Below are 13,588 nucleotides of genomic sequence, written 5' to 3'. Positions count from 1 at the left end.
GCGCTTTTGCGACACGCCCTAGCGGCCGGCTCCGAACTCGGTGAGGGCGCGCTCCACGATGGCTTCCAGCTGCTCGTGGTGCGCGCCCTTCCAGTACGCCCGCCCGCAGTCCCGGCACCGCGCGAACACGTCGTAGGACCGCTGGGTGCCGCCCTTGAGCTGGTCCGCCACCTCGTCCTTGGTGGCTTCCGCCAGCAGCCCGTTGCAGGCCGTGCATCGCGTCCACGGGCGCAACCCGGGCCGGAACCGGCCCAGGATCTCCCGGAGCTGGTCGTCGGGGCGGGTGCCGTAGACGTAGGCGCCGGCCCACAGCTCGCGGCGGCGCAGCAGACCGCGGTCGCGGCTGAGCAGGACCCGCTTCTCGGCCGCCGACAGCGCGGCGAGCGCCGGGTCGCCGAGGTCCGTCGACTCGTACGCCGTGTCCACGCCGAGCAGCCGCAGCCGGCGGGCGAGGGTGCCCAGGTGCACGTCGAGCAGGAAGCGCAGGGGAGCGCCCGGCACCTTCTGGGGGTGCTCCACGGCCCGTACGCTCACCGACTCGCCGCCCGCGGGAACGTGTCCGGGCGGCACCTCGCGGCCGTCCACGAGGAGCGTGCCGACCTCGGTGAGCGGGACGCCGAGGGACTCGACGACGTGGCCGAGCGTGGAGACGCCGTCGGTGGCGGCGCGGGCGGCGCCGGTGGGGCGGGCCCGGGGGACGAACAGGTGCAGTTCGGGGGCGAACTCGACGTGGATCTCGGGACCGTTCACCTGGTCAGGATGCCACGGGGGCGGGGAGCGGCCTCAGTCTTTTCCGGGGGCCGGCAGGCCCTAGTAGGCGACCAGCGAGATCCCCACGTAGTGCGCGATGAAGGCGGCCAGGGTGAAGGAGTGGAAGACCTCGTGGAAGCCGAACCAGCGGGGTGAGGGGTTGGGGCGCTTGATGCCGTAGATCACGCCGCCCGCGCTGTAGAGCAGGCCGCCCAGGACGACCAGGACCAGGACGGCGATGCCGCCGGACCGCATGAAGTCGGGGAGGTAGAAGACGGCCGCCCAGCCCATGGCGAGGTAGCAGGGGGTGTAGAGCCAGCGCGGGGCGCCGACCCAGAAGACGCGGAAGACGATGCCCGCCGCGGCGGCGGCCCAGATGCCCCACAGCAGCCACTGGCCCTTGGCGTCGGGCAGCAGCAGCATCGTGAGCGGGGTGTAGGTGCCCGCGATGATCAGGAAGATGTTGGCGTGGTCGAGACGGCGCAGGACGCCGTCCATGCGCGGACTCCAGTCGCCCCGGTGGTAGAGCGCGCTGACGCCGAACAGCAGGCAGGCGGTCAGGACGTAGATCCCGCAGGCGATGCGTGCCTCGGTCGTCTCGGCGAGGGCGGTGAGCACCAGGCCCGCGATGAGCACGGCCGGGAACATCCCGAGGTGCAGCCAACCGCGCAGCTTGGGCTTGACCGGATGCGGCAGGGAGAGCGGCACGGGACCGCGGCCGGCGGCCGGTGTGTCCTCGTGCGCGTCGGGGACGGACGCAGTCATGGGCGCATCGTACCTACGGGACCGTAAGTTACGCATCAGTACGGGCGCTCGTCGATCCTGAGTGGTCATCGTCTCACGGGGTACCCGGCCGCGCATCCACCCAAAACACCCGCCCCGGACACGTGGCGATCCTCACGCCGCTCAGGTGTGACGCCCTCTGGACAGATGGGCGCTCACGTCGGATGATCAAATGAGTGCGGTCGACACCGGATGAGCGCCCAAGAGGTCACCATCACGCATCCGGGTCGCAGCCCCCACGGGGCCTCCCAACAAAAAACCCCTCATTTAGGAGCAATCGTGGCGCGCGACATCGCTGCTCCCCCCGTCCCCACCGACCACCAGGAGCTGATCTCGTGGGTGAACGAGATCGCCGAACTGACCCAGCCGGACGAAGTGGTCTGGTGTGACGGATCCGAGGCCGAGTACGACCGCCTGTGCGCGGAGCTGGTCGAGAAGGGCACCTTCCGCAAGCTCGACCCGATCAAGCGCCCCAACTCCTACTACGCGGCCTCCGACCCCTCCGACGTCGCGCGCGTCGAGGACCGGACCTTCATCTGCTCCGCGAAGGAGGAGGACGCCGGTCCCACCAACCACTGGAAGGACCCCGCCGAGATGCGGGAGATCTTCACCGGTGAGAAGGGCGAGGGCGGCCTGTTCCGCGGCTCCATGCGCGGCCGGACCATGTACGTCGTGCCCTTCTGCATGGGCCCCCTCGGCTCCCCGCTGTCCGCGCTGGGCGTCGAGATCACCGACTCCGCGTACGTCGCCGTCTCCATGCGCACCATGACCCGCATGGGACAGCCGGTCCTGGACGAGCTGGGCGACGAGGGCTTCTTCGTCAAGGCCGTGCACACCCTCGGCGCCCCCCTGGAGGAGGGCCAGCAGGACGTCCCGTGGCCCTGCAACAGCACCAAGTACATCTCGCACTTCCCCGAGGACCGCGAGATCTGGTCCTACGGCTCCGGCTACGGCGGCAACGCCCTGCTCGGCAAGAAGTGCTACGCCCTGCGCATCGCCTCCGTCATGGCCCGCGACGAGGGCTGGCTCGCCGAGCACATGCTGGTGCTGAAGCTGACCCCGCCCACCGGTGAGCCCAAGTACGTCGCCGCCGCCTTCCCGTCGGCCTGCGGCAAGACCAACCTCGCCATGCTGGAGCCCACGATCTCCGGCTGGACCGTGGAGACCATCGGTGACGACATCGCCTGGATGCGCTTCGGCGAGGACGGCCGCCTGTACGCCATCAACCCCGAGGCCGGCTTCTTCGGCGTCGCGCCCGGCACCGGTGAGCACACCAACGCCAACGCGATGAAGACCCTGTGGGGCAACTCCGTCTTCACCAACGTCGCCCTCACCGACGACGGCGACGTGTGGTGGGAGGGCATGACCGAGGAGACGCCCGCCCACCTGACGGACTGGAAGGGCAACGACTGGACGCCCGAGTCCGGCACGCCCGCCGCGCACCCCAACGCCCGCTTCACCACGCCCGCCGCGCAGTGCCCGATCATCGCGCCGGAGTGGGAGGACCCCAAGGGCGTGCCGATCTCGGCGATCCTCTTCGGCGGGCGCCGCGCCACCGCCGTACCGCTGGTCACCGAGTCCTTCGACTGGAACCACGGCGTCTTCCTCGGCGCCAACGTGGCCTCCGAGAAGACCGCCGCCGCCGAGGGCAAGGTCGGCGAGCTGCGCCGCGACCCCTTCGCCATGCTGCCGTTCTGCGGCTACAACATGGGCGACTACATGGGGCACTGGATCGACGTGGCCAAGGACAAGGACCAGTCCAAGCTGCCGAAGATCTACTACGTCAACTGGTTCCGCAAGGACGACGAGGGCCGGTTCGTCTGGCCCGGCTTCGGTGAGAACGGCCGCGTCCTGAAGTGGATCGTGGAGCGCCTGGAGGGCAAGGCGGACGGCGTCGAGACCCCGATCGGCGTGCTGCCGACGAAGGAGTCCCTGGACACCGACGGCCTCGACCTGCCGGAGTCCGACCTGGACTTCCTGCTCAGCGTCGACAAGGAGGTGTGGCGCGAGGAGGCGGCGCTCGTCCCCGAGCACCTGAACACCTTCGGCGACCACACGCCCGCCGAGCTGTGGGACCAGCACCGGGCGCTGGTGGAGCGCCTGGGCTGAGCAGTACCGACACCGCCAAGCTCCGTGGCCGGTCCGACTAGCCCTGACCCGCGAAGTCGTCACGAAGGCCGGTCACGAGGGGGTCTCCCTCCGCTCCAGTAGCTCAGCAGTACCCGGAGCGGGGGAGGTCCCGCTCGGGCCGGGTCGCCGCACAACGGCGTGCGGAGGACCCGGCCCTTCAGCGTTCCCCCGGCCCGCCGCCCGCCGTCCGTCGCCCGCCGCCCGCCTCCGTTCAGCCCGAGCGGTCCTCCAGGTACCGCGTGTGGGACTCCTGCCGCCGGGCCTCGGTCTCCCGCAGTTCGGCCGTCAGCCGCTCCGCCTCCTCGTGGAGCAGCGCGAGCTGCCGCTCCAGGTGCCGTTCCGGCGGTTGTTGACCCGGCGTCATCCGCGTCCACCACCGGGCCCGCACATAGGCGTCCACCGCCTCCGGCACGTCCTGCCGCACCGCCCGTGACACCGTGTGCACGCCGTCCGGGTCGGCCGCCAGCACCTCGGCGACCCACCCCGGTTCCAGCAGCGCCTCCAGCAGGCCGGTCAGCTCACCCAGCCGCTCCCCGGCGGCCGGCGGCAGCTCGACACCGGCCAGGTAGGCGCGCAGCCGGCCGAAGTCGCCGCGTACCTCGTCCAGCTGCGCCGACGGGTCCGGGAAGTCGGGCGGCGCGGTCCGCTCCGGCGGGGCGATCAGCGCGCCGGCGCCGTACAGACCGGCGACGACCACCGGCCAGTACGGCCCCGACACCCCCGTGAACGTCAGCACCACGCCCGCGAGTCCGCAGGAACTGCCGGTGAGGTTCTTGCGGGACTCCAGGTACGCCCAGCCGCCGTTGCCCTTACTGGTAGCCACGGATCTCCTCGAAGGCGCCGTCCAGCGAGCCCTTCCGGGCGTCGAAGAGACGGCCGCCGGTCAGTTCGGCGATGTGCGCCAGCTCGGCGCGGTCGGAGTCGCCGAACAGGACGGGGAAGACCGGGATCTCCCGCCGCTCCTCGCTCAGCGAGCCGTAGAACCGGTCGAAGTCGGCCGCGTCGGCGCCGGTGGTGTTCTCCCCGTCCGTCATCAGCACGATCGACGTGAACGCGTCCCGTCCGCCGCCGAGACGGTCGTACGCCTTGCGCAGCGAGGTGAAGATCGCGGTGTCACCCCGCGCGGTCAGGCGCTCGGTGTCCCGGCGGATGCCGTCCAGTCCCGAGCGCGGGTCGGCGGGGTCCACGACGTGGGTGGACACCTGCTTCACGTCCGACCCGAAGGGCATCAGCGTCACCTCCTCACGGTCGCGGAAGTCGCCGGTCAGCGCGGTGAGCGCCGCCTTCAGGCGGCTCAGCCGCTCGCCCTCCATCGAGCCGGAGGTGTCCAGGACGTACACCGTCCGGGACGGGCGGCGCAGATCGTTCTCGTAGGCGTCCAGCAGGCCGTCGGCGACGGACCGGCTGCCGGGGGAGGGCAGTTCGCGCCGCCGGCTCGTGTCCAGGCCGGCGGCGGGCGGCACGGAGGCGAGGACCGGGCGGCGGTTCGTCCGGGCCGTGATCTCCCGCTGCGTCGCCGGGCCGCGCAGCGCCTCGGTGACGCGGCGGACGTCCTCGCGGGTGGCGGCGTTCGTCGAGGTGAGCGTGGAGAGCGGATAGTCGGCGGTGAGCACGCCGTCGGTGGGGCGGAAGACGGTGAGGCCCTCGATGCCCTTGAGCACCGACTCGTAGTTGAGCAGCGCGTCGACGTTCCCGCGCCGCCGGTACGCCGACGCCAGCCAGCCCGACGAGCCCGAGGTGAGCTTCTGCCCGGTGAAGAACTCCTTCAGCCGCGGCGTCGCCTTCGCCACGTCCGCGTCCGTGAGCGCGGACTGGGCGCCGGAGAGCGCGGAGGCGACCGAGACGAGGGTGGCGAAACCGGAGTGGGAGCGGGCCGGGTCGGTCATGCCGTAGGTGAGCTTCCCGTCGGCGACCGCCCGCTCCACGTCGGACCAGGTGACCCGTCCCGGCCGCCAGCCCAGCTCCCTCACCGTGGCGTCCTTGACGCCGATGGCGACGGGGCTGGTCATCACCGGCGTCTCGGAGACGATCCGCTTCGCCGCCTCGGGACGCAGCCGCAGCGCGTCGTTGGACGACAGCCACACGGCGTCGTACCTACCGTCCGTCCCGCCCCTCGCCAGCAGGTCCACGGCGTCGAGGGTGCCGATGGGGGTGAGGCGGACGGTGACGCCGGTGTCCTCGCGGACCTGCTCCAGGACCGGGGCCATGTCCGTCAGCTCGCTGGAGGCCAGCACCCGCAGGGTGCCGGGCTCGGCGGGGCCGGACGCCCCGGGGGCCGGCGGGCCGTCCGTGCCGTCGTCGTCCGGCGACGTGCAGGCGGTGAGGAGGGCGAGCGCGGCGAGGCACCCCGCCAGGGCGCGTCTCATGCCCGGCCCCCTTCGTGGGACTCCAGCCGCCCCTGCGCGCGGCTGCGCTCCAGGTACGCGCTCGCGTGCCGGAGTTCTCCCGTGAGCGACTCCACGGTCGCCGCCATCGCCTCGGTCGCCCGCACCTTGTAGGTGTCGATCGCGTCGAGGGTGCGGTAGATCTGCTGGAAGGCGGTGCGCAGGGTTTCCGCCCCCACGGCCGGGTCGGCGGCGATGCGCTGGATCTCCCCGCTCTGCGTGGCGAGCATCTCCGCGTTGCCCCGGATCAGCTCCTCCGTCGTCCCCCGCAACGCGTTGACCTGCTCGACCACCTTCTTCTGGTGGTCGAGCGCGGAGGCCAGCATCACGGAGATCCGCAGCGCCGACACCGTGGTCGTGGCCGCCCGGTCGACGCCCTTGATCAGCTCCTCGTTGTTGCGGCGTACGACGTCCATGGCGAGGTAGCCCTGCGCGCACACCGCGAGCTGGGTGAGCAGGTCCTGGTGCTTCTGCCGCACCGGGAAGAGGACGTCGGCGCGCAGCGCGTCGGCGGCCTGCGGATCGGCCGGCTCCACGCCGGCGACATGCCGCTCGACGGCCGTGTCGAGGGCCTCGGTGAGTACGACGTACTCCTGGAGCTTGCCCATGGTCTCCCACAGGCGGACCCGCTCGGTCTGCAACGCCGCGTTGTCGCGGCGCAGTTCGTCCTGGCCGCCGCGCAGCGACCCCACGATCCTGTTGAGGGTGCCCTGGGCGGAGGCGTACTTGGCGACGTGGTCGCGCAGCCTGTTGCCGCCGGGCAGCCGGGACAGGAACTTGCGGCCCTTGCCGGCGGGCAGGGCGCGCGGGTCCAGGTCCTCCACCACGCGCCGCAGCTCCACCAGCGAGCCCGCGACCCGCGCCTGGGCGTCGCCGCCCCGGTCGGGCAGGCTGCGCACGGTCCGCTCCAGCATGCGGTTGGACTGCGAGGCGGCGGTGCGCATCTCGGCGGCGCCGAGCCCGGTGATCTCGCCGACCTTGCCGGCGAACTCGGGCGAGCGGGCGTCGAGCGCGGCGAGGTCCTCGACGTGGGCGGCGGCCCTGCGTGCCATGTCCGCGCGGGCCCCCTCGTCGACGGGCACGAGTCCGCCGGCCTTCTCCCGGGGCACGGGGGCCACGGGCTCGGGCGGGGTGAGGGTGAGCGTGAAGTCTTCTCCGGTGCCGGTCACTGGGACGGTCCCCCTGTCGTCCGCTGTCATCCGCGCGCCCGGCGGGCCATCTCGTGCAGCACCTCGGAGGTGGGCACGGGCGCCTGCCGGACGCCGGTCAGCTGCTGGTTGATGAACGCGGTGTGGGCCTCGGTCGCCCTGGTGAACTCGGCGCCCGCGCCCTGCGGCCGGAAGCCGTGCCGCACGGCCAGGTCCCGCAGGCGCGGGTCGGCGGCCAGGAGTTCGCCGAGCGCCCGGCCCTCCTCGGTGAGCGGTACGACGGTGTGGTCGCTGGTGGCGGTGGTGTCCGGGTACAGGACGGTCAGGTCCCCGACGGTGTCGCCGCCCTCCCGCAGCAGCGCGGCGACCTGCGACTCGTACACCAGCACCAGCGGATCGCCGACACCGCTGGTGAAGTCCCGGAACGCCTGGTCCGAGCTGGACTTCTGGGCGCCCTGCACCTGGACCAGCCCGCGCAGCAGGGGCGCGGTCCGGTCCACGTCGGCCTCGCTCGCGACCACCCGGTGGCCGTTGGCCACGTAGGAGGCGGCGGCCAGGTACAGGGCGCCGGAGTTGGAGGTCTCCGGGTCCGTGGTCGCGACGTACACCGTCCCGGTCAGCTCGCCGTGCTTCCCGGCCCCCTTCAACTGCTGCCAGGTGCGGTCGGCACGGGCCGCGTCGAGGTAGGCGCGCATCTTCAGGGTGCCGCCCCTGCTGCGGTCCAGCGTGGCCAGCCCGTTCGCCGCGAGCACCTGGGCGGCGCCGCGGTGGGCGACCACGACCAGCGGCGAGTAGAAGGGCCGGGGCAGCGGCTTTCGGACGCCGTGCTTCTCGGCCAGCTCGTCGGCCGGGGCCTGGCTGGAGGGGAAGGCGAGGTCGTACCCCTTGAGGTCGAGCTGCTCCATGGCCCAGGAGCCGGAGGTCTCCGCCCGTACGGTCCAGCCCTTGGCGGCGAGGGCCTTCACCACGTCGGGGTCGGCGAAGAAGGCTGCCTTCTCCGACCCGATCACCGCGCGCACGGTCTTCGTTGCCGTGCCCTCTGCGTCCCCCGGTTCCCGGCCCGCGACGACGGCTGCCACCACTCCGCCGATCAGCAGGACCGCGAGGACTATTCCCACGATTCGTCTCACCCGTGGAGCATCTCGCCGGAACCCCACGTTCCCCGGCGTCCCGGGTGAACGCGAGGTGGCCGAGCCATACCGGTATGCAACGGGAACAAGCCACTCCGCACCGACCCGCCGCCGGAACTCCGCCACGGCGCGGGGTGCGGCGGGGTACGCTCCCGATCTCGCACGGCCTGAACGGCTGTTCTCCGTCCAGTGGGGAGAGGGGAGCGCCGTTCCGTTCAGGGCCGCCGACACAGCCTGTGGGGGGCACAGTTGCACACCGATCGAGGCACCAGAACCGCCAGACGTACCGGACGGCTCGCGGCCACGCTGCTGGCCGCCGCGCTCGCCGCCGGCGGCCTGACCGTCGCCGCCGCGCCGGCCGCGCACGCCGCGGCCTCCGAGGCCGTGGCCAAGCTGCCGATCTCCTCGTTCTCGGGACTGGCGGTCGACTCCGCGCACCAGCGCGTGTACGTCGCCGACAGCAACCTGGGCTACTACGACAACAAGGGGCTCATCGCCGTCTACGACTTCTCCGGTGAGCGGGTCACCACCCTCACCACCACGCGCCACGTCTCCGGTCTCGCGCTGAACGCCGACGGCAGCGTGCTGTACGTCGGCGGCCGGGACGGGATCCTGCGGTACGACACCACCACGTACCTGCCGCTCACCGCCGGGGTGGCGAGCACGGACGTCTGCGGGCGCAGCCTGGCCTTCGCGGGCGGCAGGGCGTACCACACCGCGCCGTACGCCAGTTACGCCTCGGAGTGCGACACGACGCTGACGTACCTGGACTACAGCCAGACCGACAACACCTGGCAGCGCAGCGGATGGCAGGACAACGGCAGGCTCCAGCTGGAGGCGGGTCCCGGCGACCGGCTGATGATGGGCCAGCCCGCGAACTCCAAGGCCCCGGACCCGTTCGTCTCGGTGTTCGACGCGAGCGGGACGACCCTGGTGCGCACGGCCGGACGCCGGTTCGCCGGTGCCGACGGCACGGGCGCCCTGAACCTCAAGGACATGGCGTTCTCCCCGGACGGCACCAAGGTCGCCGTCGCCGACGCGGCCGCCGGTACCCGGCTGCTGGACGGCGCCGACCTGTCCGACGCCCCGACCGGCTACCCGGCGCTCCCGGCCGGCGCCTCCGCCTCCGCCGTCGCCTTCAGCGGTGACGGGAAGTACCTCGCGCGCGGCGCCTCGGCCTCCGGGGCGACACCCGACCTGCTGCTCTCGCCCGCCGACCCGGGCGACGCGACCGCTCCGCTGGAGTTCGCCTTCGAGGGCAGCCTCGACGGCGACCGGGTGGCGCCGCGCGGCCTGGAGTGGTCCGCCGACGGTTCCCGGCTGTTCGCGGTCACCACCAACACCGCCGGGAACCAGTACTGGCTGCACGTCGTCCAGCCGCCCGCCGTCCAGTACGACGCCCGCTTCACCGGGGGCCTGACCCACAGCCCCGCCCAGGCGGTCGCGGGCGAGGCGCTGGCGGTGCGCGGCCGGCTGGAGCTGGACGGTCCGGCGCCCGCCGAGCCGCTGAGGGTCACCGCGACCCGCACCGACGCGGGCGGCACCCACGAGCTGGGCACCGCCACCGTCAAGGCGGACGGCACCTTCACCGTGCTCGACGAGCCGGACCTGCTCGGCGACGCCACGTACACCGTGTCGTTCCTCGGTGACCTCACCCACCGCCCGGCCACCGACGTCACCCACACGGTGTCCGTCGGCAAGGCGGCCAGTTCGATCGCGCTGACCGCCCCGGCGGAGGCGCCGATGAGCGCCGGCGTCCACATCACCGGCACGTTCGCCGCGCAGGGCAGGGCGCTGCCCGAGCGGGCCGTGCTGAAGGTGGAGCGCGCCGACCGGCTCGGCACCGGCACGCTGTCCTCGGTGACGGTCGCCGCCGACGGCACCTTCACGATCGACGACCTGCCGCGCACCCGCCGGGACACGACCTACACGGTCAGCTGGCCCGGCGACGACCTGCACACGGGGGCCACCGCGTCGGCGACGGTCCGCGTCACGCGCTGAGGCCGAGCGCACGGACACGGGCGGGGCACTCGGGACGCGTGGTCCTGGGTGCCCCGCCCGTGCGCGGGGTGAGTGGCACCCGGTCCGCGCGTCGCTGCGGGTGCGCGCGGACCGGGGCCGTCGGGGGGAGCCCGGTGGAAGGGGCTCAGCGGGAGGCGAGTTCGCGCGGCTCCAGGGCCGCCGCGTGCGCGTCCATGCGCTCGGCGGTCAGGATCGCGACCGCCGTGTCCGCGCGGGAGGCCGCCACGACCAGGGCGCGGCCCGCCAGGGTGTGCGCCCGCCGGTGCAGGGCCGCCAGGTGCGGCTCGGGGCGGGCGGCGGTCAGCGGCACACGGGCCGGCGCCCGGCCTCCCCGCAGCCGGGCCACCTGACCGGCGAGCCGGTCGGCGGCGGTCTCCAGGCCGGGGTCGGGCGCCAGCGCGCGCAGCTCGTCCGTGACGGCGAGCAGGGCGGCGAGGTGGCCCGCGAGCTGGATGTCCAGCTCTTCCTCCCGGGACCGGTGGGGGAAGTCCGTGGGGGCGTCGGCCGTCGTGCTGTGGACCGACTTGCCGCGGATCGGTTCGTACATGGACGGCCTCCTGAGTGCTTCAGGAAGCCATCCTACATTAGATTCAATCTAAAGTTGAGAGTGATCGGGATCTGGGTCAGAGCTGGCTGTAGCCGTCCAGGAAGTTCGCGATCCGGCCCACCGCCTCGCGCAGCTCGCCGACCGCCGGCAGGGTCACCACCCGGAAGTGGTCGGGCTCGGGCCAGTTGAAGCCGGTGCCCTGGACCACCATGATCTTCTCGCGGCGCAGCAGGTCGAGGACCATCCGCCGGTCGTCCTTGATCTTGAAGACGTCGGGGTCGAGGCGCGGGAAGAGGTACAGCGCCCCCTTCGGCTTCACGCAGCTCACGCCCGGGATCCGGGTCAGCAGCTCGTACGCCGCGTCCCGCTGCTCGCGCAGGCGTCCGCCGGGCAGCACGAGGTCCTCGATCGTCTGGCGTCCGCTGAGCGCCGCGACCACGCCGTGCTGGCCCGGCATGTTCGCGCACAGGCGCATGTTCGCCAGGGTGGTCAGGCCCTCGATGTAGGAGTCGGCGTGGGCGCGCGGTCCCGAGATCGACATCCAGCCCACCCGGTAGCCGGCCACCCGGTACGCCTTCGACATGCCGTTGAAGGTGAGGGTGAGCAGGTCGGGGGCGACGGAGGCGGTGGGGATGTGCTCGGCGTCGTCGTAGAGGATCTTGTCGTAGATCTCGTCCGAGCAGACCAGCAGGTTGTGGCGGCGGGCGATGTCCGTCAGTCCCTTGACGACCGCCTCGTCGTAGACCGCGCCGGTCGGGTTGTTCGGGTTGATGACGACGATCGCCTTGGTGCGGTCGGTGACCTTGCGCTCCACGTCGGCGAGGTCCGGCATCCAGTCGGACTGCTCGTCGCAGCGGTAGTGCACCGGCGTGCCGCCGGAGAGCGCGACGGCCGCCGTCCACAGGGGGTAGTCCGGCGCCGGGACGAGGACCTCGTCGCCGTCGTCCAGCAGGCCCTGCATCGCCATCACGATCAGCTCGGAGACGCCGTTGCCGATGAAGACGTGCTCGACGTCGGTCTCGATGCCGAGGGTCTGGTTGTGCATGACGACGGCGCGGCGCGCGGCCAGCAGGCCCTTCGCGTCACCGTAGCCGTGCGCCGTCGAGACGTTGCGGAGGATGTCCTCCAGGATCTCGGGCGGGCACTGGAAGCCGAACGCCGCCGGGTTGCCGGTGTTCAGCTTGAGGATCCGGTGACCGGCCGCTTCCAGCCGCATCGCCTCCTCGAGCACCGGGCCCCGGATCTCGTAACAGACGTTGGCGAGCTTGGTCGACTGGATCACCTGCATGCTGGGAGCTTACGGCCCGGTATCGCCCTTCGGGCCGTGTTCTCCACCACGTGAGACGCGTCGGTTCGGGTGACTATGTCCGGTCGTCGTCCCGCGAGCCCCTTGCGCCCCAGTGGTCCGCGGCGCCGTCCGGGGCGTCCGACCGGGGCGGTGCACGGCCGCGTCCGGGGTGTGACCGTCCGCCGATGGGGTGAACGGTCGCCGGTGGGGTGAACGGTCGCCGGGGTGCCGCCTCCATCGCCTCCACACCGACCCTCCCCACGGCGCCCCCCTGCGGACCGCCGCCGCCCGGCGAAGCTACTCGTCGGAAACAAGCCTTGCCCCCTCGTCGCTCACATGATGACAATGCACATGACAATTTGCAGGGCGGCCGACGGATTCCCGGCCGCCCGTCGTCGCAAGAGGGGACCCCCATGAGAAAACCTCTCGTCGTCGCGCTCTGCGCCCTGGCCCTCGCCGGGGCGGGCGCGACCGACGCGGCCGCCGTCGCGCCTTCCCCCACGGGCGCCGGCACGACCGCCGAGGCGGGCCCGACCACGTTGGCGGACACCGTCGACGGCGCGGTCGGGACCGTCGCGGACACCCTGTCCGCGCTCACCGCGCCCCGGGCGGGCGCGGTGGACTTCGCCGGCACCGTCTCGCTCAGCAACTGCTCCGGCTCCGTCGTCCGCATGCCCGACTCCGAGGACGACGACCCGGCGCTCGTGCTCACCAACGGCCACTGCCTGGAGAGCGGCTTCCCCGCGCCCGGCGAGGTCCAGGCCGACCGGGCGTCCAGCCGCGCCTTCGGGCTGCTGAACTCCGCCGGCTCCCGGGTCGCCACCCTGCGCGCCGACCGGCTCCTGTACGCGACCATGACCGACACGGACGCGGCGATATACCGGCTCGGCACGACGTACGCGCGGATCAAGAGCGCGTACGGGATCGACGCGCTGACGCTGGGCGACACCCGGCCGGCCGCCGGCACGGCCATCAGCGTGGTCTCCGGGTACTGGAAGCGGATCTACTCCTGCTCCATCGACGGGTTCGCGTACCGCGTGAAGGAGGGGGACTGGACCTGGAAGGACTCGGTCCGCTACACCCCCGCCTGCGACACCGTCGGCGGCACCTCCGGCTCACCCGTCGTCGACAGCGCCACCGGCACGGTGGTCGCCGTCAACAACACCGGTAACAACGACGGTGAGCGCTGCACGGTCGACAACCCGTGCGAGGTCGACGAGAACGGCGAGGTCACGGTCCGCCGGGGCATCAACTACGCCCAGCAGACCTACCTGTTCCCCGCCTGCTTCGGCCTGGACAACAAGCTCGACCTCGACGCCGGCGGCTGCGCCCTGCCCAAGCCGTGACCGGGCGGACGCCGGCGGCCGGTCAGCGGCGGCCGCCGGCGTCCGCCGGGCGGCGGCGGC

11 protein-coding genes are annotated in these 13,588 nt (G+C 72.6%); 3 read left to right on the top strand and 8 right to left on the bottom strand.

Features of this window, described 5'->3' with window-relative positions; all coding sequences use genetic code 11:
* Nucleotides 1-18 precede the first annotated feature (18 nt).
* Complete coding sequence (locus ACFIF2_RS20380; protein WP_395574600.1) at nt 19-750, bottom strand: Mut7-C RNAse domain-containing protein; 732 nt, start codon at nt 748-750, stop codon at nt 19-21.
* Between the two features lie 60 nt (nt 751-810).
* Entirely contained in the window at nt 811-1,515 is a 705-nt protein-coding gene (locus tag ACFIF2_RS20375) for a hemolysin III family protein (protein ID WP_395574599.1), read from the bottom strand.
* A gap of 297 nt (nt 1,516-1,812) precedes the next feature.
* On the opposite strand from ACFIF2_RS20375, the gene ACFIF2_RS20370 reads away from it, so the two are divergent.
* Nucleotides 1,813-3,642 (top strand): phosphoenolpyruvate carboxykinase (GTP), encoded by a 1,830-nt coding sequence (locus ACFIF2_RS20370; protein WP_395574598.1) that lies wholly within the window; start codon nt 1,813-1,815, stop codon nt 3,640-3,642.
* A 232-nt stretch (nt 3,643-3,874) separates the two neighbouring features.
* On the opposite strand, the gene ACFIF2_RS20365 is transcribed toward ACFIF2_RS20370, so the two are convergent.
* The 4 genes from ACFIF2_RS20365 to ACFIF2_RS20350 are packed head-to-tail and all read right to left on the bottom strand — an operon-like array spanning nt 3,875 to nt 8,325.
* Nucleotides 3,875-4,486, bottom strand: a complete 612-nt coding sequence (locus ACFIF2_RS20365) for a hypothetical protein (RefSeq protein WP_395574597.1) — start codon at nt 4,484-4,486, stop codon at nt 3,875-3,877.
* Nucleotides 4,473-6,029 carry a substrate-binding domain-containing protein gene (locus ACFIF2_RS20360; protein WP_395574596.1) on the bottom strand — a complete coding sequence of 519 codons (1,557 nt, stop codon included), beginning with the start codon at nt 6,027-6,029 and terminating at the stop codon, nt 4,473-4,475. The genes ACFIF2_RS20365 and ACFIF2_RS20360 overlap by 14 nt, the downstream gene beginning before the upstream one ends.
* Nucleotides 6,026-7,246 (bottom strand): toxic anion resistance protein, encoded by a 1,221-nt coding sequence (locus ACFIF2_RS20355; protein WP_395574595.1) that lies wholly within the window; start codon nt 7,244-7,246, stop codon nt 6,026-6,028. Before ACFIF2_RS20355 ends, ACFIF2_RS20360 begins: the two co-directional genes overlap by 4 nt.
* Entirely contained in the window at nt 7,243-8,325 is a 1,083-nt protein-coding gene (locus ACFIF2_RS20350; RefSeq protein ID WP_395574594.1) for a substrate-binding domain-containing protein, read from the bottom strand. The genes ACFIF2_RS20355 and ACFIF2_RS20350 overlap by 4 nt, the downstream gene beginning before the upstream one ends.
* Before the next feature lie 249 nt (nt 8,326-8,574).
* On the opposite strand from ACFIF2_RS20350, the gene ACFIF2_RS20345 reads away from it, so the two are divergent.
* Entirely contained in the window at nt 8,575-10,326 is a 1,752-nt protein-coding gene (locus tag ACFIF2_RS20345; RefSeq protein WP_395574593.1) for an Ig-like domain repeat protein, read from the top strand.
* 145 nt (nt 10,327-10,471) lie between these two features.
* Here the strand turns inward: ACFIF2_RS20345 and ACFIF2_RS20340 are convergent, their stop codons facing one another.
* Together ACFIF2_RS20340 and ACFIF2_RS20335 are read right to left on the bottom strand one after the other, a co-directional pair.
* Nucleotides 10,472-10,894: a hypothetical protein gene (locus ACFIF2_RS20340; protein WP_395574592.1), complete on the bottom strand. Its 423-nt coding sequence runs from the start codon at nt 10,892-10,894 to the stop codon at nt 10,472-10,474.
* Between the two features lie 76 nt (nt 10,895-10,970).
* A complete protein-coding gene (locus ACFIF2_RS20335) occupies nt 10,971-12,182 on the bottom strand; it encodes a pyridoxal phosphate-dependent aminotransferase (RefSeq protein ID WP_395574591.1) in 1,212 nt (403 codons plus the stop codon).
* Between the two features lie 413 nt (nt 12,183-12,595).
* Between ACFIF2_RS20335 and ACFIF2_RS20330 the strand changes: the two genes are divergently transcribed.
* Nucleotides 12,596-13,528: a serine protease gene (locus tag ACFIF2_RS20330; RefSeq protein ID WP_395574590.1), complete on the top strand. Its 933-nt coding sequence runs from the start codon at nt 12,596-12,598 to the stop codon at nt 13,526-13,528.
* Nucleotides 13,529-13,588: the final 60 nt, after the last annotated feature.

Source organism: Streptomyces sp. BK79 (assembly GCF_044142145.1).
Classification (GTDB): Bacteria; Actinomycetota; Actinomycetes; order Streptomycetales; family Streptomycetaceae; genus Streptomyces.
Note: the sequence above shows the minus strand (reverse complement) of the source record. Positions and strands in the feature narration are given on the sequence as shown.

Coding starts and splice junctions, on each gene's coding strand:
- ACFIF2_RS20375 (WP_395574599.1), bottom strand. CDS start 1,515: ATGACTGCGTCCGTCCCCGACGCGCACGAGGACACACCGGCCGCCGGC.
- ACFIF2_RS20360 (WP_395574596.1), bottom strand. CDS start 6,029: ATGAGACGCGCCCTGGCGGGGTGCCTCGCCGCGCTCGCCCTCCTCACC.
- ACFIF2_RS20355 (WP_395574595.1), bottom strand. CDS start 7,246: ATGACAGCGGACGACAGGGGGACCGTCCCAGTGACCGGCACCGGAGAA.
- ACFIF2_RS20340 (WP_395574592.1), bottom strand. CDS start 10,894: ATGTACGAACCGATCCGCGGCAAGTCGGTCCACAGCACGACGGCCGAC.
- ACFIF2_RS20335 (WP_395574591.1), bottom strand. CDS start 12,182: ATGCAGGTGATCCAGTCGACCAAGCTCGCCAACGTCTGTTACGAGATC.
- ACFIF2_RS20330 (WP_395574590.1), top strand. CDS start 12,596: ATGAGAAAACCTCTCGTCGTCGCGCTCTGCGCCCTGGCCCTCGCCGGG.